This is a genomic window from Geomicrobium halophilum (assembly GCF_014207655.1).
GTDB lineage: Bacteria > Bacillota > Bacilli > Bacillales > Marinococcaceae > Geomicrobium > Geomicrobium halophilum.
This window is the reverse complement of the sequence record NZ_JACHHJ010000001.1, coordinates 42733-64510: the sequence shown is the minus strand read 5'-3', so window position 1 is coordinate 64510 and position 21778 is coordinate 42733. Positions and strand designations below refer to the sequence as shown.

Annotated in this window: 23 protein-coding genes; 6 read left to right on the top strand and 17 right to left on the bottom strand. The window is 43.8% G+C overall.

Features of this window, described 5'->3' with window-relative positions; genetic code table 11:
* Nucleotides 1–21: 21 nt before the first annotated feature.
* Together HNR44_RS00325 and HNR44_RS00320 are read right to left on the bottom strand one after the other, a co-directional pair.
* Nucleotides 22–342 carry a thioredoxin family protein gene (locus HNR44_RS00325; RefSeq protein ID WP_184402150.1) on the bottom strand — a complete coding sequence of 107 codons (321 nt, stop codon included), beginning with the start codon at nt 340–342 and terminating at the stop codon, nt 22–24.
* A 19-nt stretch (nt 343–361) separates the two neighbouring features.
* Nucleotides 362–1372 carry a PTS sugar transporter subunit IIC gene (locus HNR44_RS00320; RefSeq protein ID WP_184402149.1) on the bottom strand — a complete coding sequence of 337 codons (1011 nt, stop codon included), beginning with the start codon at nt 1370–1372 and terminating at the stop codon, nt 362–364.
* 93 nt (nt 1373–1465) lie between these two features.
* Between HNR44_RS00320 and HNR44_RS00315 the strand changes: the two genes are divergently transcribed.
* Nucleotides 1466–1912 carry a YtoQ family protein gene (locus HNR44_RS00315; protein ID WP_184402148.1) on the top strand — a complete coding sequence of 149 codons (447 nt, stop codon included), beginning with the start codon at nt 1466–1468 and terminating at the stop codon, nt 1910–1912.
* Nucleotides 1913–1962: 50 nt separating this feature from the next.
* Here the strand turns inward: HNR44_RS00315 and HNR44_RS00310 are convergent, their stop codons facing one another.
* A complete protein-coding gene (locus HNR44_RS00310; RefSeq protein WP_184402147.1) occupies nt 1963–3036 on the bottom strand; it encodes a M42 family metallopeptidase in 1074 nt (357 codons plus the stop codon).
* A gap of 151 nt (nt 3037–3187) precedes the next feature.
* Here HNR44_RS00310 and HNR44_RS00305 point away from each other — a divergent pair, with 151 nt between their 5' ends.
* Entirely contained in the window at nt 3188–3496 is a 309-nt protein-coding gene (locus tag HNR44_RS00305; RefSeq protein WP_184402146.1) for a PepSY domain-containing protein, read from the top strand.
* A gap of 38 nt (nt 3497–3534) precedes the next feature.
* Here the strand turns inward: HNR44_RS00305 and trmB are convergent, their stop codons facing one another.
* The 6 genes from trmB to thpR form a co-directional block, all read right to left on the bottom strand.
* Nucleotides 3535–4167, bottom strand: coding sequence for a tRNA (guanosine(46)-N7)-methyltransferase TrmB (trmB, locus tag HNR44_RS00300; protein WP_184402145.1), 633 nt, complete (start codon nt 4165–4167; stop codon nt 3535–3537).
* Between the two features lie 71 nt (nt 4168–4238).
* Nucleotides 4239–5081, bottom strand: coding sequence for a phosphotransferase family protein (locus HNR44_RS00295; protein WP_246406866.1), 843 nt, complete (start codon nt 5079–5081; stop codon nt 4239–4241).
* Nucleotides 5082–5684: 603 nt separating this feature from the next.
* Complete coding sequence (locus HNR44_RS00290) at nt 5685–6623, bottom strand: hypothetical protein (protein ID WP_184402144.1); 939 nt, start codon at nt 6621–6623, stop codon at nt 5685–5687.
* Nucleotides 6624–6788: 165 nt separating this feature from the next.
* Nucleotides 6789–7472, bottom strand: coding sequence for an LrgB family protein (locus tag HNR44_RS00285; protein WP_184402143.1), 684 nt, complete (start codon nt 7470–7472; stop codon nt 6789–6791).
* The gene (locus tag HNR44_RS00280) at nt 7469–7852 is read right to left on the bottom strand and encodes a CidA/LrgA family protein (protein WP_184402142.1); all 384 of its coding nucleotides are present in this window, start codon (nt 7850–7852) and stop codon (nt 7469–7471) included. Before HNR44_RS00280 ends, HNR44_RS00285 begins: the two co-directional genes overlap by 4 nt.
* Nucleotides 7853–7856: 4 nt before the next feature.
* The gene (gene thpR, locus HNR44_RS00275) at nt 7857–8426 is read right to left on the bottom strand and encodes an RNA 2',3'-cyclic phosphodiesterase (protein WP_184402141.1); all 570 of its coding nucleotides are present in this window, start codon (nt 8424–8426) and stop codon (nt 7857–7859) included.
* 139 nt (nt 8427–8565) lie between these two features.
* On the opposite strand from thpR, the gene cysK reads away from it, so the two are divergent.
* Both cysK and HNR44_RS00265 read left to right on the top strand, forming a co-directional pair.
* Nucleotides 8566–9501 (top strand): cysteine synthase A, encoded by a 936-nt coding sequence (gene cysK / locus HNR44_RS00270; RefSeq protein WP_425489444.1) that lies wholly within the window; start codon nt 8566–8568, stop codon nt 9499–9501.
* A gap of 496 nt (nt 9502–9997) precedes the next feature.
* A complete protein-coding gene (locus HNR44_RS00265) occupies nt 9998–10219 on the top strand; it encodes a DeoR family transcriptional regulator (protein WP_184402139.1) in 222 nt (73 codons plus the stop codon).
* 118 nt (nt 10220–10337) lie between these two features.
* On the opposite strand, the gene HNR44_RS00260 is transcribed toward HNR44_RS00265, so the two are convergent.
* From HNR44_RS00260 to HNR44_RS00240, 5 genes are all read right to left on the bottom strand, one after another.
* On the bottom strand, nt 10338–11102 hold the full coding sequence (locus tag HNR44_RS00260) for a pseudouridine synthase (RefSeq protein WP_184402138.1): 765 nt from the start codon (nt 11100–11102) through the stop codon (nt 10338–10340).
* A complete protein-coding gene (locus tag HNR44_RS00255; protein WP_184402137.1) occupies nt 11095–11760 on the bottom strand; it encodes a Rossmann-fold NAD(P)-binding domain-containing protein in 666 nt (221 codons plus the stop codon). The genes HNR44_RS00260 and HNR44_RS00255 overlap by 8 nt, the downstream gene beginning before the upstream one ends.
* 12 nt (nt 11761–11772) lie before the next feature.
* A complete protein-coding gene (locus HNR44_RS00250; protein WP_184402136.1) occupies nt 11773–12327 on the bottom strand; it encodes a tetratricopeptide repeat protein in 555 nt (184 codons plus the stop codon).
* Nucleotides 12328–12393: 66 nt separating this feature from the next.
* Nucleotides 12394–13578, bottom strand: a complete 1185-nt coding sequence (ftsW, locus tag HNR44_RS00245) for a putative lipid II flippase FtsW (RefSeq protein WP_184402135.1) — start codon at nt 13576–13578, stop codon at nt 12394–12396.
* An 85-nt stretch (nt 13579–13663) separates the two neighbouring features.
* Complete coding sequence (locus HNR44_RS00240) at nt 13664–15286, bottom strand: putative polysaccharide biosynthesis protein (protein ID WP_184402134.1); 1623 nt, start codon at nt 15284–15286, stop codon at nt 13664–13666.
* Between the two features lie 175 nt (nt 15287–15461).
* On the opposite strand from HNR44_RS00240, the gene HNR44_RS00235 reads away from it, so the two are divergent.
* On the top strand, nt 15462–16403 hold the full coding sequence (locus HNR44_RS00235; RefSeq protein ID WP_184402133.1) for an aldo/keto reductase family protein: 942 nt from the start codon (nt 15462–15464) through the stop codon (nt 16401–16403).
* A gap of 164 nt (nt 16404–16567) precedes the next feature.
* Here HNR44_RS00235 and HNR44_RS00230 read toward each other — a convergent pair whose 3' ends face one another.
* From HNR44_RS00230 to HNR44_RS00220, 3 genes are all read right to left on the bottom strand, one after another.
* Nucleotides 16568–18115 (bottom strand): fatty acid--CoA ligase, encoded by a 1548-nt coding sequence (locus HNR44_RS00230; protein ID WP_184402132.1) that lies wholly within the window; start codon nt 18113–18115, stop codon nt 16568–16570.
* Nucleotides 18116–18185: 70 nt separating this feature from the next.
* On the bottom strand, nt 18186–18641 hold the full coding sequence (locus HNR44_RS00225; RefSeq protein WP_184402131.1) for a DUF6884 domain-containing protein: 456 nt from the start codon (nt 18639–18641) through the stop codon (nt 18186–18188).
* A gap of 234 nt (nt 18642–18875) precedes the next feature.
* Nucleotides 18876–19232 (bottom strand): hypothetical protein, encoded by a 357-nt coding sequence (locus HNR44_RS00220; RefSeq protein WP_184402130.1) that lies wholly within the window; start codon nt 19230–19232, stop codon nt 18876–18878.
* Between the two features lie 428 nt (nt 19233–19660).
* Between HNR44_RS00220 and HNR44_RS00215 the strand changes: the two genes are divergently transcribed.
* Nucleotides 19661–21628, top strand: coding sequence for a penicillin-binding transpeptidase domain-containing protein (locus HNR44_RS00215; RefSeq protein ID WP_184402129.1), 1968 nt, complete (start codon nt 19661–19663; stop codon nt 21626–21628).
* Nucleotides 21629–21778: the final 150 nt, after the last annotated feature.

Sequence of the window (21778 nt, the reverse complement as noted above, 5' to 3'; positions counted from 1 at the left end):
TCCTTTTTAAGAGAAACATTATTATTTTGCTAAATAACGATCGAGAAATTCCGTGATTTCTTCTTCGGTTTTTCGATTTCGATCAGCAAAACGTTCGATTTCTTCACCGTCTTTAAATCCGATGAAACTCGGTATACCAAATATGTCATACTGCTTGCAAACGTCTATGAATTGATCCCGATCCGCATATAGAAATTCCACTTCGGGGTAATCTGCTTCAATACGCGGAAGGACAGGTTCGATGACACGGCAATCCGGGCACCAATCGGCGCTAAACATCACGACAACCCTGTCACCCTGAATCGCTTGCTCAAATGTTTCCTGATTTTCTATATTTTTCATATTGGCTCTCCTCCTAAAATTATCCTTGTTTAACCGTCATATCATCATCGTGAATCCGACCCATTTTGCGTAAGGCTTCAGCGATCACATATGACAATATTCCTGGTAGAACGATATGAAATACGAGTATTAAAAGCAGAACTTGCGTCGTAAATCCCATTGTCGTCAACGTCATGATCTGCCCGACAAATCCACTTGTTCCCATCCCAGCCCCTTCTGCATTGCTGGACATCTGAAAAAAGATTGTACCTATAGGGGCTAATATCATTCCCGCGACGGTAGGAGGAATCAATATCCATGGGTTACGAATAATGTTTGGAACTTGTAACATGGACGTTCCAATTCCAAGAGATACAAGGCCACTAAAGCGGTTATCACGAAAACTACTGATGGCAAAGCCGACCATCTGTGCGCTGCACCCGATAGTTGCAGCACCGGCAGCCAAGCCATCGAGATCAAGCATGATCGCGATCGCCGCGCTAGAAAAAGGAGTCGTAAGTGCGATCCCCATCAGGGCAGACACGAGAATGCTCATCGTTAAAGGCTCTTGTTCGGTTGCCCAGTTAATGAGCGTACCAAATGCCTGTAATCCATTAGCAATAACCGGTCCGACAGACGTTGCCATTATATATCCTATAACGATCGTAACAAAAGGCGTTAAGAGAATGTCAAATTTCGTTTCCTTTGAGACCAGTTTTCCAAATTCTACAGAAACTAAGACAGCAATAAACGCCCCAGCTGGACCGCCCATACTTTCACCGGCGGCGCCGCTAACCACCGCTGAAAACATCACTAACGGTGGTGCCCCCAAGGCATACGCAACAGCCACACCAATGGCAGGGCCAAGGAGACTCATGGCAAGTGCTCCCATCTCTTCAAGAAAAAGAACACCCACCTGGTCTCCTATCGTTTCGATAATGAGTCCAACGATCAGTGAAGAAAACAACCCCAGAGCCATATAACTTAAAGCCGTCAGCACATATGTACGCCAAGATAACTCAATCCCTTTTTTTGCAAGAAAAGTCCGCATCCCATCACCAACCTCTCTATTTTCAAAAATCCGTTTAAATTTCAACGTGCTAGGGGATATAACATAAAGGACAATCAAACATGAGGTGATCAGATGGAACTTACCGTGTATTTAGCCGGACAAATTCATGATGACTGGAGAGAAACAGCCAAGAAGAAAGCAATGGAAAAGGAGCTCCCCATTCAGTTTTTCGAGCCAATGACTAATCATGATCGATCCGATCATATTGGCGAAGAAATTCTCGGAGAACAACCGAATGCGATTTTTAAAGACGAAGCTGCTTCCGCCTTAAACAACTTACGCACGAATGTATTGATGCATAAGTCGGATATTGTTATTGCCTTATTCGGCGATCAATACAAACAGTGGAACGCAGCCATGGATGTAGGTGCAGCAACAGCGCTCAATAAGCCGCTAATTTTAGTTCGACCTGAATCATTACATCATCCAGCAAAAGAAATGGCCAATCAAGCGCAAGTCGTCGTTGAAAATCTGGATCAAGCCATGGAAGCGATTGCTTATATCTTCCAAAAAAAATAAATCTGAACCGATCAGAGAGAGGCACCCCTCATCCACTGATCGGTTTTTTATTAACTTTGGTTGTGGATCGCCTCGACGGTTTGACGATCAGCTTTGCGAACCAATGTGGTGATCAGTTCCTTCGCCGCTTCATAATCATCGACATGCAGAATGGAAGCGCCTGTATGAATGTAACGTGCACATACGCCTACAACGGCCGAGGGAACGCCATCTCCTGAGATATGAACTTTACCTGCATCCGTCCCCCCTGGTGAGACAAAATACTGATAGGGAATATCCCCGCTCTCCGCTGTATCTAACACAAATTCACGCATACCGCGATGAGTAATCATGGTACCATCAAATATACGTAAGAGAGCTCCGCTGCCAAGCTGCCCAAATTCAGCCTGACTCTTAATTGTATCACTTGCCGGACTGGCATCCAGAGCAAAGAAAATATCCGGCTGGATCATATTTGCAGCCGTCTGAGCCCCTCGAAGGCCAACCTCTTCCTGTACCGTTGCTCCTGAATACAATGTATTGGGTAACGTCTCGTCTTTCACTTCTTTTAATAGTTCCATTGATAAACCTACCCCGTAACGGTTGTCCCAAGATTTTGCCATGATTTTCTTCTCGTTACCCATAGGTGTGAACGAACATACCGGAACAATAGGCGTACCGGGGTGAACCCCCATCCGTTTAGCATCTTTTTCATCATCAGCGCCGATATCAATGTACATTTTTTCAATCGCCATCGGTTTTTTTCGCGTATTTTCATCTAGCAAATGGGGAGGCGTTGAACCAACAACTCCGGGGATCGGTCCATTGTCAGTGAGGACTGTTACTTGCTGAGCGAGCAATACTTGACTCCACCAGCCCCCGAGGGTTTGAAACTTAAGCAAACCTTTTTTATTGATAGACTTCACCATGAAACCGACTTCATCCATATGGCCGGCCACCATCACTTTGGGATCCTTAGCTTTTCCCTTTTTCACCCCGAATACGCTGCCTAGTTTATCCTGAAGGATTTCATCGGCATATTGTTCAAGCTCCCCCTTCATAAACGCACGCACCTGATGTTCATGACCTGGAGGTCCTGGCATCTCCGTCAATGTACGAAACATGTTCTCTGTTTGCTTGTCCATAAGATTCCCCTTTCTCCTCTCATCCTCATCCCTCAATTGTAGCGGATCCCATCATCAATTTCTACATTGAATCACCGAAAGAACGATTGGACAAATTAGTAATATCCGCTATACTAGAGGTATATTTTATGAAGAGGACGGAGGGATGACGATGAAAATTAGAGACTTAATCATCGGTGCTGCTGTCGGTTTTGCAGCAGGCTATGCGGTCAAGGAAGCATGCGCAGTCAAAACCGTCTCCCCAGAGAAAGCACTGAAACATGTCAAGTCAAATGTGCAAAACCAGATTCCTGTCAGCGGATCCTGGATTCATATGAACCCTGAACACCTCGAGAAAAACCACCTCCAATATGATGTGTATCGCGGAGGACTTTCCAGCACTGAAGAAGGACAAACCAAACAATTGGACTTCGTCGTAGACGCAAAAACCGGCACGATTCTAGAATTGGATAAGCAATAAAAAAAACGGATCCATCGCTGCATGGATCCGTTTTTTCGCTAGCATTCATTTGCTGGATAAGCCTCTACCCGAAAAATTCGTTGTCCGCGAGCCGCGAATTTTTGTTCATATTCCGTCCGAACATTATCCTCAGGCTCATTTTCGTGGAGATTGAATGTGAGGTTTCTTAGATGGTACCCATGTTGTGAGAAACTCATCAAAGAATAGGTAAAGAAATCCTCATTATCCGTTTTCAGATGAATATCACCCGTGGGAGATAAAACCCTTTTGTACAGGTATAAAAATGTTGGAAATGTAAGGCGACGTTTTGCATGCTTTTTTTTCGGCCAGGGGTCGGTAAAATTTAAATAAATACGATCGATTTCACCTTCTGAGAAGTAATCCTCAACATGCGCGACATCTCCATGAATGAAACGAAGATTTTGCTCGTGGCCATCATTTCGTTCAACTGCGGTTGCAAGGACACTTTCATATTTTTCCATCCCCACAAACTGTATCGATGGATATTTTTCAGCTAATTGATTCAAAAACTGACCTTTCCCTGTGCCTAACTCCACGTGCAGCGGCGATCCTTTACTCCATTGTCCACAAGTTGTTTCCGGTTGTTGCGGTACCAACTCAGGTTGAGCCCGCAGCACATCTAATGCATCAGAGCGCTTTCTTAATCTCATTTCTTTTCCTCCAAGTGCTTTTATCCAAAAAAAGAGCAGACCAGAAAGCGTCTGCCCCCATTCATTCACGGCTAACAATAGGAAGAACGGTCTTCTGTAATTAATGTCTCCAAATAACTTAACCATCCTTCTAGTTGCTCTCCATGTTCATGATTGCTTTCATTTAAAATCCAGTCCAGTGTGTGCATAACAATATACCAATGCATTCTTCTCAATAAGGAGTTATCAAGGGTTAGATGATACTCCTCCAACCATGCCTTCCAATCTTCCTTCGGAACATACCAATGAAGAAGAATACTTATATCCAACGCTGGATCAGCAACCGAAGCGCCATCCCAATCAACAAGATATAATCGTTCATTCTCGTCAATAATCCAGTTGTTATGATTTAGATCACAGTGACATACGACAAATTCGTCATGGTAAACGGCTGCCTTCCATGATTCTAAAAACGTAAATGCTTTGTAGATCAACGGATAGTGCTCTTCAAAAAACATGGCCTTATGCCGTAGTTGTTGCAACAATCGTTCTGGAGTTAGAATTTCGTTTTCAATGCGCTTCAACATTTCTAACAGCTCTGCGGATCGGTGAATTTGACTTAGGAGAGAGGCTACTTTCGGTTGATTCATTTCCGTATATCGCAGTCTGCGTCCATTTACCCATTGTTGGGCAGTAATGACATCACCATTTGTCAGTCGTTTCGTCCAGAGAAGTTTGGGTACGATCCCCTCGGCTGATAGGACGGCTAAAAACGGAGACGAATTGCATTTTAGAAACAATTTGCGGTCACCATCTCGAGCCGAAAAGGCCTCACCGGTTGCACCTCCGGCCGGTTTTAAATCCCAATCACTCCCCAAAAGCATTTCCAGCCACTTTTTCCGTTTTACCTTTTTGTGAATATCCAAATGTTTCATGGGCGGTATCCTTTTAAAAATTTGAGCCATACGTTACGAAGCTCATCCATTCAATCACTGGTCGATTCTAACGCTCGTAACAATATCAGTTGAGATATTACTCTAGCTGCGATTGTAGATGAAAATAAAAATGCTTGGGTCATATGAGCAGAACATTCGAAGTAAAAGAGGATGTTCAAAAAGCCCCTAAATGCCCTCATGTTCTGTGCTCGAAAAAACAGAACGCTTTTCTTCGTACAAGGGATATCCTACGGTCTAAGCTCCACCTCTTTGCACTCGACGAAAAGACGTTCCAGGGTCGACGTAGTAACAGGATGTCCGATTCTAGCCAACCTTTTTAGTCCTTCTATTTGAACATGCATTTGTAGAATACGCGCCGTTCCGCTAGATATAAATGATTGCTCCTAAAGGTGTTTTAATTAAAATAGGTGCACCTATTCCAACAACATGTGCACCTTGTAATGAAGTTCATCAATTCTGTAACCCGCTCCGTGAATAGAAACATCCAGCGGTGTTTATCTCCGTCTCTTATAATCTTGAACTATCATAGCAGATGGATGAAAGTACAGTCAATGCAAACCCAAAGGGCCAAGGAATGACACACTAGTCAATATATTCCTTATCAATCAGACGATTGTCCACTTCCCTTATTCTTTTATAGGCCTTCGTTTTTCCCTGCCGCAGCAATACGTCCGCTACCTGGAATTGACGTTTCTTCATCGGTGATGAATGCCTCCTTACTTGATCGATCCACTGCTTATAATTACGCTGATCTACCATTGTAACATTATGAGCGTAATGAATGTCATCAATGATGGCATCAGGTGCAAGAATTACACGTTTCGTCGAAAACGATAGATCATTGCTCTTAAGAACAGATCGAACAACATCTTCCATTCTATTCACAGATAATAAAGGATTCAAACGTTTACGTTCACTTTCCCCTCTACATTCACCCCAAAATCGTTTAGAGCCAACTTCAAGCAGCGTATGTAGCGGCGTTTCTATGAAAGTGACACAATAAATATCAGACGGGGATAACAAAAGAACATCCAATTGTATATCTGCCTTCTGAATTTTAAAAATCGGGTAATAAAAAACCATATAATTATCCGGAAACACCTGTAAAATTTCACGCAAACGACTGTCATAGCGATATTTGCTATCAAGAGCAGACTCTTCGGACAGTGAAGAAGAGGCCCATTTTAGCTGGGTCTGAAGCCATTCATAGTAAAAAAAGGCACGTAAAGATTCGCGACTTTTCCCAATCAAATGCTGATCTCGTAGGTTCACAACCTGAACAGAAGAGGTCTTGCGTTTATACACTCTCTCAAACGCACGTCTAAAAAGACTTTTATTTGCATCCGCAAACCAGTCTTCTTCCTCATGAAAATCATGGTCAACGCTTTGATTCACTTCAATCCATGATTTTTGCAACCTGGTCCAGCGCCGTCGTTTCAAACGGGTAAGTTGACTCGGGTACCGCTGAATATCAACCTCATAGCGAGAGATGTAGTCTTCTAATTTCACGAGATGGGCCATAGAGCTTCTTCCTCTCCAGTTCATTACAGTACGTGCTCAATTAAGAGGACAAAAAGAGTAGAGTCATTCGGGAAAACTAAGTCTAGACCACCAAGCTCATTTATTCATAAGCACCCCCTCGCACAAGAAAGTACCAAGGAAGCCTCCCAGACTTTTGCCCCCCTCTTACAATAAAAGCAGAATCAAAGGGGTTAATAATGAGAGGATCACTGCGCACAACGTCATCGCAACTGAACTTGCAGCCCCTTCCAACTCTCCATCTGTTATTGCTTTAGCTGTTCCAAGTGCATGTGCCGCACACCCCAACCCAATTCCCTTGGATAACGGGTGATGGATACGGAATAATTTCCATGTAAGTTGCGTCAATAACACACCGCTGATTCCGGCGATCATGACGAATAAAGCCGCAAGGGAGGGATTCCCGTCAAGAACGTTCGCTACATCAACAGCTACCGGGGTCGTCACGGACTTCGGCAGCATGGCATACAGTAAATCGGCCCTAAAACCCGCCATGCGCATGAATACATAACCGCTGGCAACGCCGATGATGGTCCCCGTTAGTACAGCTAAAAGAAGTGGAAGCAGATACTTTTTAAGCATCCCCCATTGACGGTAAAGGGGAACGGCTAAAGCTACTACCGCAGGGCCCAGCCAAAACTCAATCCACTTCCCTCCAATCATATAGCTTTCATAACTAATATCTGACAGTGTTAACGTGAACACGAGCATGATCATGGCAGGAATCACAGGTATTGTTAGAACATACGTAAAGCGTCGGTGGATCAACTGGGCACAAATATAGAAGGCGACCGTAAGCAGAATAAAGAATAAAGCTATAACAAGCATCATGAAAGATAACTCTCTTTATCCTTCATTAGTTTTTGACTGACAAGCGCTGAAATCATTAACACGAGCCAAGTGCTTACAACCGCAATCAAAATGAGCCATATACCATTCCCTGTGAATAAATCATAAAATTGCATCACCCCTGCTATCACCGGCAGAAAAAAGAGAGGCATGTATTTAAGCAGGAGGCTTGCTCCTTTTGAAATCCATTCCAGTTTGATTATTCCTGTCATTAAAAGGATCAACAATATCCCCATCCCAATGACACTACCTGGAATCGGAAGCTGACTCCAGTTCCCAAACCACGTTCCCATCTGGAATATTAAATATAAAGCCACGAGTTGACCCAAGATCGTCATGATGTCCACCATTCTCTGTTTCATGTTGTTAGGCACCCCTTAGCAGAAAATGATCGATGCACTGATAGCGAGGCAACTGCCCTAAACGCACTGCATACAGACCGACTTCTTCAACCCGCCAACAAATATCCTGCCAATCGTCCGTTTCCCTGGCAATGTTCATAAAGGGAAAATCTTCTTCACTTTTCCAGCGTTTCGCAATGGTAATATGTGGCCGAAATGGTAGCTTTTCTCGTTTAAAACCTACATCTACGCACTCTTCCATAATCGCAGCGTGAAGCTGATTAAGCGGATGGTTCTTCTTTACGTCAGCGAAAAGAACCCTTGGCCGTTTCTGATCGCCAAAGACAGACGCTGAGTTCAATTGCACATCAAATGAAGAAAATCGGGACACAGTCGCTGATATCTTCTCTTGTAAACGTGACAATGAGCTATGATCAACTCCCCCGAGAAAAAAGAGTGTAAGATGATAATCGTTAACATGGGTAATCGATTGAAACTTTTGTATTTCAGTAAATGCTGTAAGTTCATTAAGCTGTTTTTGCACAGATGCTGGTACGGGAAGCGCTAAAAAATAATGAGGGTTGTCGTTACTCACCTTTCGTCCTCCTTTTCCAGAGCGTATAGTACATATCGTATCTCAATTTTGAACATTATGGAATAGTCTTTTCTTCGTTCTTACATTCATGGTCATTTCATGGGTATGATACAATCAGGTGAGAGTAATTGAATGGGAGATGAATATATTGTCCGTTTATAAAAATATGGCCGAACTCGTTGGACATACACCTTTAGTCAAATTAAACCACTTGCCAGACTCCCAAGGTGCTGATGTCTATTTTAAACTGGAATTTCAAAACCCAAGTGGAAGTGTTAAAGATCGAGCCGCACGCGAGATGATTACGCAGGCGGAAGATAGCGGCGAGCTCGCAGATGGGGCAACCATCATTGAACCAACATCAGGAAATACGGGGATTGGATTAGCGATGAATGCAGCGGCTAAAGGCTACGCTTGTATTCTGACGATGCCAGATACGATGTCTCAGGAACGGATTAACATCCTGAAAGCTTATGGTGCTAAAGTTGTCTTAACCCCCGGTGATAAAAAAATGCCAGGAGCCATTGAACGTGCGCACGAGTTGGCAGCTGAAATTCCGAATAGCTTCATCCCGATGCAATTCGAAAATGAGGCCAACCCAGATGCTCACCGCAAATCTACAGCTTTAGAGATTAAAACGGCTGTCGAAGAAATAGATCGCCCCTTAAAAGCATTCGTTGCCGCTTCTGGTACAGGCGGAACGATTACAGGAACAGGTGAAACGCTTCGCTCCTATTATCCGGATGTAACCATCCGCGTCGTCGAACCCAAAGGATCCCCTGTTCTTTCTGGAGGTAAGCCTGGCCCCCACAAACTCGTCGGTACTTCACCGGGATTTGTACCGCCAATTTTAAACGAAGACGTCTACAACCATATTGATAACATCTCTGACGAAGATGCTTACCATACAGTTCACGATCTTGCAAAGAAAGAAGGCATTCTCGTGGGCCCCTCTTCCGGTGCTGCCTGCTTCTCCGCTCTTCAGGCGGCTAAACAGTTTAATCCCGGCGACATCGTCATAGCGATCGCTTGTGACACCGGCGAACGTTATTTATCGACAGATTTATTTCAATGAACGCCAATGAAGGGGAGACCCTTCACACATGGCAAATTGTTGAAAAGTTGGCATAACAATTTTGCCATGCTTTTTTTGTTGTAGTACAATGAAAGAGAATCAGGGACACTGGTATGTGTACCAGACCCTTATAATGCGTGTTCAAAAAGGAGGACAAAAAGAGCCGAGAAGTTTTAGAAAAAGTTAGCTTGTCGCCAAGGTGGCGAGTCTAGCCTATCTTATGCTCTGGAGTGCAAGGCAGCCCGTCTCGATCACCCTGCTTGCACCAAGAAAGCATTCACTTCTCACGCCAGCTGGCGGCTTCGTAAGCGTTCCTTCGCACGAAGAAAAAGTGGTTTTCTTTTTCAAGGAAGTTTTCCGGACTTTTTGAACAACCGCTTATATAAAAATCACGTGCACCAGTATAGTATGGGTCAGTCATATGCAGTGCAGAGACTAAATATAATAAAGAGAGAACAAGTCTTCCCGATTCCAACAATATTGAGGGAGTGGTTCCTTGCAATCTTCAACCGACCGTATGCTCACCCGTATTAAGTCGATTTACTTGTACATGAGTAAAGAAGGAAGAACGGTGACAACGCAAGAATTGGTTGATGAATTTGGTATTACTCAACGCACGATCCAACGTGACTTAAATGTACTGGAGTACAACAATCTTGTCCATAGCCCTAGCCGTGGAAAATGGGCAGCAAAACGAAAAAAAACAAGAGCCTCTTAAATAACGAAAGATAAACCAGCCATGCGGCTGGTATTTTTTTTGACAAAGCTGCTGATCGGGTCACAGAAGTTATTTGCCCTACCCATTATACTGCAAAGCTTTTTCTTGCGGCCTATCGCTATTTATTTGTGGATAAAGTGTTTTTCTTACTGTTCAGATCAAGGTCAATGGCCTCGAGTTCCTCCGCCGTGAGTGCCCGGTACTCTCCTTCTGCAAGGGCTGGATCCAGTGCCACATCACTCATGCGTACACGTTTGAGCCCTCTTACGTGGCGGCCAATGGCACCGAACATCCGCTTCACTTGATGGTACTTGCCCTCGGTAACGGTAATCATCAGGCTGTACCCTTCCTCCTCTTGTTTCCCCTCGCCAATTTCTGCAGGTTTTGTTTGCGTCCCGTCTTTTAACTGCAAGCCTTCACCCACCTTATGAAGATCCTCTGTGCTCGGTTTTTCATCTAACCAAGCTTCATACTGTTTCTCTATCCCTAAGTTAGGGGTCGTCAACTGGTGAGCCCAAGTGCCATCTGTTGTCAACAATAGTAAACCGCTCGTATCCTTATCCAACCGGCCAACTGGAAAAAGCCCCTCATTTTTATCTCCCGAGTCAATATCATCAAGCACCGTCGTATGCTGATCATCCGAAGTTGCGCTTATCCTTCCCTTTCTTTTATTCATCATGTAATAAACGGGGCCGGGATGGTAATGAATATCACTTCCATTCACTGTGATTTTGTCTTCATCTACGTTTATTTTTACTGCAGCATCCGTAATCGTTGTGCCGTTCACTTGCACGGCTTTTTTCTTCAATATTTTTTTTACATCTTTCCGGGATCCCACACCAGCGGCTGCAAGCCATTTATCGATGCGCCATTGTTCACTCATCAACGCTTCCTCCTTTCCATTTCTGTAAAAGATCGCGTGCAAAATGACCGTGCTGTTGATATTTGTGGGCGTAGGCAATACCACCCGGGATACTTGCGCTCACTGTTCCCATTAAATCAGCAGACACATGTTCCTGTTGTAACCGCTCTTCCATATGCAAAAGCGCCCGTAAACTTTCTTCAGTCGCTATTCGATTTGCCTTCTGGACATCCCTTTCATCAGCAACCATCGTTTTAAGTGCATCACCGCACCACTGTTGAAACTGGGTACGACGTTGGTCATTTTCAAAAACAAAAGCTCCTTCCCCCATCGTTTGTAGCATCGTAGCATGTCCCGCTAATTTACAAGGAGCAGCGGTATATCGATCCTTCATATACGTATCCATATCTTCCTTCATCACGTTGGTCGCACAATAAAAGAAGCATGTACCCTCGGAAAAGTATCCATTCCAACGTATAAAAAAATCATCATAGGCTTGTGCCGGTAAGGCAATCAACACCTTAGAATAGCGGTGAAAATCCTCCGGAGGAACATAGTTGCAAAGAGGATCTCCATCCACCGCTGCCTTTGTACGGTTAAAAACATCAACGGTTGTATTCTTTGTTGCTATCCGGCTAATCATGGCACGGCCAAGTTTTCCATACCCGATAATCAGCATGACGTTCCCTCCCTATTGACCGGATTGCAGGCACTCTTTCGTTTGTAAGATCGCCTGTTGTGTTGACTGTATTAAACCATAATCCCCTTTCTTACGCCTGATCGTAAGTGCTTGTTGGAACAGCTCTAACGCCTCATGATAATCTTCCTGATCAAATTTACTTTTTCCATAATGTTGGTAGGCGAAATCAAGATAAACATCTTTCAGAGCCGAATCCTGTTTTATTTCAATCATTACCTCTTTGAATAATGTATCCGCTTGATAATAATTTTCCTTCCATTGAAAGACATGAGCAAGTCTTAGTTTATTCGCCACCAGCCCCCTTTTATTATGGTTATCCCTGTACATTTCAATAGATTCATTAAGATACCATTCAGCTTCCTGTAAATTCCCTAAGATTCGGGAATACACACCGAGCAATCCTGCTAATTTGGGATGGTTCTCGTCTACAACCTTCTCTTTTAAAAAAGAAATACCCTTTTTCATTTGCTCTTCATCGTCGGGAACCTCTTTTAAACGAGCATCAAAGTGTACACTCATATTAAAAGGGATCTCATCGCTTCCCATCTCGAATATCTCCTTCTTTATATTCGAATGATTGACGCCCGCGCTAATGGTAGCACGGGCGTCCCTTTAAGAATGACCTAACTTTCGGGCGGGAACAACATTTGTTACGTTGTCTTTCCCTACCGATTCATTGGCTTGTGATCTTTCTTTTTCTTTATAATTTTGCCTTGATATATTAGCCAGAATCGCCGCCCCGGCGAGAGAGACGATTAACGAAGTTCCCCCGTAGCTGATAAAAGGAAGGGGGATTCCTGTTATTGGCAGCATTCCGCTTACGGCTCCAGCATTAAATATGAACTGAAATAACAGCTGAAAAACAATGCCATAGGCGAGCAGGGAACCGAATAAGTTTTTACATCGGGCTCCAATTAACACGCCTCTAAAGCCGATGATGAGAAAGCAGAAAATAACAAAGCCAATCCCAATCCAACCTGTTTCTTCAGCAATCACCGCTAAAATAAAGTCGTTATGAGGTTCTGGCAAATATCCAAGCTTTTGAATGCTTTGCCCAAAACCTGTGCCTGTCAGGCCTCCGTTTGCAATCGATATGTACGACTGAATCAGTTGTAACCCAAAACTATCTTCGTAGGCAAAGGGATCTTGGAAAGCAAGTAAACGATTCAAACGATATTCAGCCTGAAAGACGAGGACCAATACGACAGAAGCAGACAGCGCTCCAAGAACAGCCAGGTGCCTAAAACGCGCCCCTGATAAGAAAATAATGATCCCGGTGACGAGCAGCATCATCGTTGCTGTTCCTAAGTCTGGCTGCAGCAATATAAGAGCAAACAAAAATACAACGACAATCAATGGCGGGACCACACCCTTAGCGAAACGATCGATATATTTTTGTTTTTGCGAATAGACTTGTGCAAGGTACACAATCACACCGAGTTTCACGAGTTCTGAGGGTTGAATGCTTATGCCCCCTATATTTAACCAACGGGTGGCCTCATTAACCTCGGTGCCGAAAAGTAAGACGAGAACAAGAAGAATGACTGATACGCCAATAATATAAGGGCTGATCTTCTTGTAAAACTGATAACGAAAATTCATCAGCACTGCAAAGATGATGATCCCTAGCCCAAAATACATCACTTGACGTGCAATGTAGTAAGCCGGTGAATCAATACCATCATTATCAATCGCAAGTGGGTAGCTCGCGCTGTATACCATGATTAAGCCAAACAACGCTAACGCAAATACGGCTGAAATTAAAATCCAATCAAAGGCTTTAAACCTTTCTATCACGTTATGCACCCACTTTCTTTTTCTGGTAGAGACTTTCTTATTTTACCATGGTCTAGCATCTAGTAAAACATACGAAAAGCCTGTATTATTTTCTTGTTTTCAAAAAGCTAAAGCGGTTGCCAAGTACCTGCTCGGCTACCCCAGTTCGAATGGCCAGGATCAAATAAATCAATAGGCCGGTAAGCACGCCAAATACTAGAATCGCCACAAATCCGCTCTGTGCGGAGGTATTAAAAACGACGCTTCCTCCTTCGCGAACAATCCAGACGGCCATCCCCATAATCGCTGTGAACCCTGTAATTTTGGCGGCAAACTTCCCAATATGCGTATATTGATAGGAGGCAAATGTACCAACTGCCCAAATGTTAAAGCCGACCGCAGCGATATATCCGAGAATTGTAGCCAGGACCCCGCCAAGAACCCCGAAACTACTAATCAGCCCGAAATTAAGAACGAGCTTACAGAAAAGGCCGATACAAAGTCCAATGATTGCATGCTTTTGACGATTCATCCCTTGCAGCATCGCGGCGGTGACGGTAAAGATTGAGAATAAAATAGCAGCTGGGGCGTAATAACCTAAAACCATGCTCCCAACCCCTACATCCTCAAGTCCGTATAAGGAAGCGAAAGCTGGTGTTGACAATACTGTCAAACCAACGGCTGCAGGTATCGTGAAAAAAAGAATAAGCTGAAAAGTCTTCGTCATGTAACTATGCATTTTTTCCACATCGTTGTTTGTATTCGCCTGTGTAATCGCCGGAATCAAATTCACAGCCATCGCGGTTGCAATGGCTACCGGGATCATGATTAACGCGTGCGTCGTGCGGGAAAACACCCCATATGCAGTTTCCGCTTCACCAGCGTTTACACCATACGAGCTCATGGCATCATTAAACGTAAATAGATCAATCGCCTGAAAAAGAGGAATGGCAAGTCCGACAAATGATAGCGGCAACGCATAAATGATCAACTCTTTGTACATGGTCATAAGCGATAATTGGTGGTCTTTATTACTTTCGCTTATCTTCTCTTGAATTCCTGCTTTTCTTTTCTTCCAAAAGTAAAGAAGAACCAGTAATGAGCTTAAACCGCCAGCGAAAGCACCGAATGTTGCCAAGCCGACGGCCAACCCTAAAGAACCATCGAGCACTTGAATGATTAAAAACGATGTAGCAAGGATAAACAAGATGCGTACGATTTGTTCGATGACCTGTGAAACCGCCGTCGGCCCCATGGATTGAAACCCTTGAAAATAGCCCCTAAACACAGCCATTCCCGGAATAATCAACAATGCAAAGCTTACCATTCGAATCGTAAAAACGACATCACCGTGGCTATTGCCTGAAGGATCTCCATCACTCGGAAGCACCCATCCCGCAATGACCGGAGCCAATAGAAAAAGAAGAAGAAACGTAATGAAACCGGTAATGGTCATAAAAACGACGCCAGAGCGAAGCAAACGTTGCCCAGTTCTATAATCACCTAATGCATTATACTTCGAGACAAATTTAGATACAGCCATGGGCACTCCAAGCGTGGCCAAACTTAATAGAATCGTATAAGGAAGATACCCATATTGATAGAGAGCATTCCCTTGCTGCCCGACAAGTAATGTAAACGGAAATATGTAAAGGAGTCCGAGGATTCTGGACGTCATCGTTGCGCCTGTGAGCAACATGGTCCCTCGAACGAGTTTCGCATCTGCCATTTAAATTCAACGCACCCTTCTCGCACCGTACAAGATCACTTTCACATTTTACCATAATTGGGTCTATAATAACGAATTGAAAATCCTTTCGAAATTTCTTCAAGTGTTTAGACATCGGGACCAAAGGGAACATATAACTTAATACAGAAAAATTATGAGAGAAGGAGGATTGGCATTGGAATATCGCTTTTTAGGAAATACCGGCGTTAAAGTTAGTGAAATCAGTCTTGGAAGCTGGCTCACCTATGGCGGATATGTCGCTAAAGACGCGGCCATGCAGTCCATTCACAAAGCATATGATCTCGGCATAAATTTTTTCGATACTGCCAACGTATATCGGCGCGGGGAAGCAGAAAAAGTAGTCGGTGAAGCGTTGCGTCAATACCCTCGTGAATCTTACGTACTTGCAACGAAAGTGTTTAATCCCATGGGAGAGGGACCAAATGACCGCGGGCTTTCACGTAAACATATTATGGAACAGTGCAATGCAAGTTTAAAACGGTTAGGGCTCGACTATGTAGACTTATACTACTGTCACCGTTTTGACCCCGATACACCTTTGGGAGAGACGCTACGTGCGTTGGATGACCTTGTACGACAAGGAAAGGTACTATACATCGGGGTAAGCGAATGGTCACCGGCGCAAATCGCTGAAGCGTTACACATCGCTGATAAACGCTTACTCGATCGCCTGGTCGTTAACCAACCGGTCTATAACATGCTGAATCGTTACATTGAAAAAGAGATTATCCCGCAAGGGAAGCAACACGGTATCGGCCAAGTCGTCTTCTCCCCGCTAGCTCAAGGTGTTTTAAGCGGAAAATACAAAAAAGGAGCGGACATTCCATCAGACAGCCGAGCAGCTGAAAATTATAATATTATCTCCCGCTTTCTCAATGACGAATCACTTGATCGCGTGGCAGAATTACAACAAGTAGCCGATGATGAAGAGCTCTCCTTGTCACAACTGGCCATCGCCTGGATTTTACGTCAAAATAATATCTCCAGTGCACTTATCGGTGCCAGCCGGCCAGAACAAGTGGAAGAAAATGTAAAAGCCAGTGGGATAAAATTATCTACTTCAACACTAGATAGGATTGAAAACATTTTACAGTAAGCACCGCTAAACAAGCCCTCCACTCGGAAATAGAGGGCTTGTTTGTTTATCCATGGAGCAACTACTTCTCTTCCTTGTATACTGTTCATACGTTAAATGGTACTGAAGCTAAAATTATTGAATATTTTGCCGATAGTAGTTATTGGACAGATGATAGACACCTATTATCCTTTTACCTGATCTCGCAATAAATATTTTTGCAACTTGCCTGATGCATTACGGGGAAGATCATTGACAAATTTAAATTGCCGCGGGCGTTTATAATTTGCAAGACGGTCGCTTTCTAAACAGAATTCCTCTAATTCTCCCGCGGTGATCCCTTCTGATTTTTTCACGATAAAAGCAGTCACCTTCTCCCCCCATTTCTCATCAGGGATACCAATAACAGCCGCATCCAACACTTCCGGATGTTCAAATAAAGCATCTTCTACCTCACGGGAATAAATATTTTCTCCACCGCTAATAATCATGTCTTTAATGCGATCATTCACGTATAGAAATCCTTCTTCATCCATATAACCTATATCTCCTGAAAAGTACCACCCATTCCGTAATACTTCCCTCGTAGCTTCAGGATTGTTAAAATATTCTTTCATCATACTCGGACCACTCACAATAATTTCTCCCAACTCCCCGGCGTCTGCGAGATGGCCCGGATCTGTTCTCCCCTCCTCTTGCATGCGGGCAATCCGCACCTCATGATTTAAAAGCGGCTTTCCCGCAGATCCTGCTTTAGACATTTGCTCACCTTCAAAAAGAACGGTAATCGCAGGACCCATCTCTGTCATTCCATAAGCCTGAATTAAATCTACGTTGAATTGTTGTTTTACCTTTTGAACTAAAGCTGGAGCCATGGGCGCTCCTCCGTACAAACCTAGCCTTAAAGAAGGGAGCGTAAAGGAAGATCGATCTTCTTGCAACATCATATTCCACATCGTCGGGGCAGCAAAAAATGCCGTAATCCTCTCCTTCTTAAGGATCTCTAAAGTAGCATGCGGCTCAAAATGATGCAGGATAACATTCGATGCTCCTACATGGACGCGGGGTAAAAACGCACAATGGAGTTCTGCGCAATGAAACATAGGGGCAACCGAAAGACCCCGATCATTTGATGATAACCGCTGGGACGCCATAAGAATTAAGCTTTGATCAACCATATCTCGATGCGTGTGTATAACCCCTTTTGGCTTCCCCGTTGTGCCGCTTGTATACATCACAGCATACACATCATCTTCATGTATTTCTTCTAACTTAGGTCGAACCACTTTTGTATTTTTCACTTGATCATAATAATAATCTGCGTAAACGGGTTGATGATCAATGGACCAAAACTTGATGTTTGGGTGTCGTTCTACAACTGGCTGTATTCCCTTTTCCACCGCCTGTTCAAACAGCACAATTTTTGGAGCGGCATCACGTATAATATATTCGATTTCTTTTTCCGATAACCGAAAATTAATCGGATTAAAAACAGCTCCTAATTTTGCACAGGCAAAATAGGCATGGGCAAATTCGCTTGTATTGAATAAAATGGTCGAGACACGATCTCCCTTTTCAATACCATGAATCCTTAATGTTTCAGCCAATCGATTGATTTCGTCATCCCACTCTTTAAATGTCCATCGTTGATCCAACCGGGCATCATATAAAGCTTCCTTCGTCGAGAACTTCTCGACAGATAATTCGAATAATTTCCCTAGCGTAATACTCATCAAACCTCCCCTTCCATTAAGGTAAACGCTTACTTATCCAGTATATCACTATCAGCCGCCAAGAATAAACTCAGGATATCGGTCGCCCTTCCTCTAGCGCCCGCTTCAGCTTTTGTTGCATCTCTCCAATACCACGGCTGCCCAAAAGCGGCATCTGGATCTCATAACCTGTGCCAAAGCTCTTTTCTACGATCGGTTTGTACTTTCTGCCTGTAAGTACAACGAGAAGCTGGAATTGGTCCAATTCTTTATCCTTTATTTGTTCAGATAACCTTCTGATCGAAATAATCTCATCACTCTTGTGGCTGAATGATAAATTATACGGGCTTGAGACAGTATCTTCTGCCTGTAAATAGCCGTGTTTTGCAGAAAGAATGACCCAATGAGTATGGAATTTCTCCGCATAGGCACGGCATAATTTATGGAATGTTCCAATATAAGCATCCTGGGCGGGCACTGGGCCAACTCCTTCTTTCTTATCCCAAATTTTTTTATTTCCACAAGGAATGATCGCTAAAGATTTCATCTATATTCACCTACTTCTTTCTCCACTTATTTTAGCAGAGAAAGAAAGCATAGGGGTATACGATCCACTGGATGGAGAGGTTAAACGAACGTAACCCCCTCTCCCCTTTTAACTCCTACAGTCTTACTTCATTCAACGATTCAATTGCCGTGTAAACCTGGTGTTACTCAGGGCTTGGACTTTTATGCTCCATACTTTTTAGGAAGCAGGAGTATGCATTGGCCTTTCCTTTCATTAATATGGGGGTTGATTCCACTTATCCAATTGTTCTTGCAGGATTTTTACTTTCCAATTAACCCGATCCAATTCATTTCTCATTTGTTTGATGTTGGTATAAAGATGATTGGGGAGATCTACGTTACCGTCAGAACCTTCGAAATCAGCTGCGAATCCTGTTGCTACTTCTTCAGCTTCTGCTGAATCCTCACGTCGATCTACTTCCCGGGCAATATCTAAACCGATTAGTGTCAATACCGATGCAAGAGTATTGAGCACAGCACCGTAGTAAACGAAGTCTTCGGACATCCGGATAAGCTCTTCCTCATCCTTTTCTTGGTTATTACTTTTATTCGATCCTCTATTTTTACCCAAATGATCACCCCTCCTGAAAGAAGTATTCCTTTTTTCTTTACAGAACTATGATATGAGTGCGCGTAAGCAACTATGAAATCAGTTACCCTCGACCTTTAGTCATTTTCCTGCTTCTTTTAAAGGGATACTGAGGTGGAATACAAGCTTTGTTGGATGAATATTATAATAGAACGTGTTCAAAAAGGGAGGACAAAAAGAGCCGTTAGGGCGGGGAGACGTAGTTTCGAGTATTCTGCCTGCACCGCGAGAGCTATTCTTAACAGCTTTTTGAACAACATCTGATACGATGTAAAGGCAAGCCGGGAAACAAACCCTATGCCAAAAACTCTTGAAATCATTTGTCTATTTACAGTACTCTCACTGGTGCGTTTTCGACAAAATTTTATTACAATGAAACCATGTTCGATTTGGATGAACGGAGGGTTTAGATGAAAAAATATCTGTCATTAGCTCTTCTTTTGGGCCTGGGCGCTTGCTCGAACGGACCGACACAGGAGGAAGTGATGGACGAGTTTGTTGCTGTTTGGAATGATCAGAACTTTTCAGAAATGTATACATATCTTTCGGGAGAAGTGCAGGATAAAATAGATAAAAACGCATTCGTGGATCGTTATGAAACGATTTATGAAGAAGTTGAAGTCGAGGAGCTAGTCGTAGAGGCCGGAAACATGGCCGAAGAGGATGAGGAGGAAGGGGACCCTTTTCCATATGAAGTCTCGATGGAAACCCTTGCCGGCGATGTTGCTTTTGATGGTGAAGCTCAATTAGTTGAAGAAGAAACAGAGGATGGTAATACATGGAAGGTGAACTGGGGTTCTTCGTTTATTTTTCCTGAACTTGGGGTTGGTGAAACTGTACAAGTGATACCCGAAGAACCGGTGCGCGGGGATATTCTGGACCGGAATCATAAGCAGCTGGCAATGAATGCTACCGTTGACGAAGTGGGCATTGTTCCAGGCAAAATGGATGAGGATACAGTGGCTGAAGTTTCCGAGTTAACGGATGTACCAGAAGACGAAATCGAAACAGCACTTGATGCCGACTGGGCTATGGATGATGCTTTTGTTCCCGTTACCAAGCTTGAACCAGGTGAGGATGACGTGACGGAAGATTTGGTAGAAAGTGCAGGCGTTATGATTCAAGACTCCACTTCCCGTTACTACCCGCTCGCTGAAAAAGCCGCCCATCTCACTGGTTATATCCGAGAAGTAAATGCTGAGGATCTAGAGGAATTACCATCGGATCAATACAGCACTGGCTCGGTAGTAGGAAGCACGGGCCTTGAAAGTCTCTATGAAGAGAAGCTGCGCGGTTCGAAAGGCTGGCGGATTTTGATTCCAGAGAGTGAGGAAGTCATTGCTGAAACAGAAGTAGAAGACGGTGAGGATGTGATCACGACGATTGACGTTGATTTTCAAGAAAGAATGTTTGCGGAAATGGATGGTGATTCCGGAGCTGGTGTAGCACTTCAGCCAACCACGGGAGAAACCATTGGACTTGTGAGCACCCCCGCGTATGATCCAAATCATTTTATATTTGGGTGGCCGGAGGGAGAGTTTGAGGAAGCAAATGAAGATCCGGACTCCCCTTTTTCCGCAAAATTTAATAATCGTTATGCTCCTGGGTCCACCATAAAACCGATCACTGCTTCGATTGCGCTAAAGGATGACAGTCTGGAAGCCGATGAAAAGAAAAATATTGAAGGCAAAAGCTGGCAGCCAGATGACAGCTGGGGCGGATATGAAGTCACACGCGTATCCGATCGTTTAACAGAAGTCAATCTTAAGGATGCGTTGCTAACCTCCGACAACATTTATTTTGCCCAGGCCGCGCTTGATACAGGAAGCGACGACTTTATAGATGGCTTACACAGCTTTGGTTTTGAAGAAGATGTGCCATATGAATTTCCGGTCATTGAATCCGAGATAGCAGAAGATGGATTGGATGAGGATATTCTGCTTGCCGACACCGGTTACGGACAAGGAGAAATGTTGATGTCCCCTGTGCACTTGGCCGCGACATTTACGCCATTTTTGAACGACGGCGATATGTTAACTCCAACTCTAGAGTACCAGGAGGAACCTCGTCAGACCTGGAACGAAGAGGTCACGCCGGCTGATGAAACGGAAACGATTACCGAAGGGATACGCGGCGTTGTTGAAAATGAACGAGGCTCTGCGTATGAGCCGGTGATGGAAGACCTCACGATTGCAGGAAAAACAGGAACAGCGGAGTTAAAGACATCGCATGAAGAAGATGATGACGTGGAAAATGGCTGGTTCGTGGCTTACGATTATCAAGATGAAGATATGCTGATTTCAATGATGATTGAAGATGTAGAGGACCGTGGCGGCAGTGGGTATACTGTGGAGAAAGTAAAGAATTTGTTTGATTAGGTTTCGAATGAGTTCATGTTCCACTTTCTCATTCATCTTTCTTCCTTTCATCTATAAGATGGGCGCATTCCTTATTCGTGGGAAGCGTCCTTTTGCATTATTTAAATTGATTCAGAGAAGTTCCCCGGTGTTGATTTTTCCCACTTTATT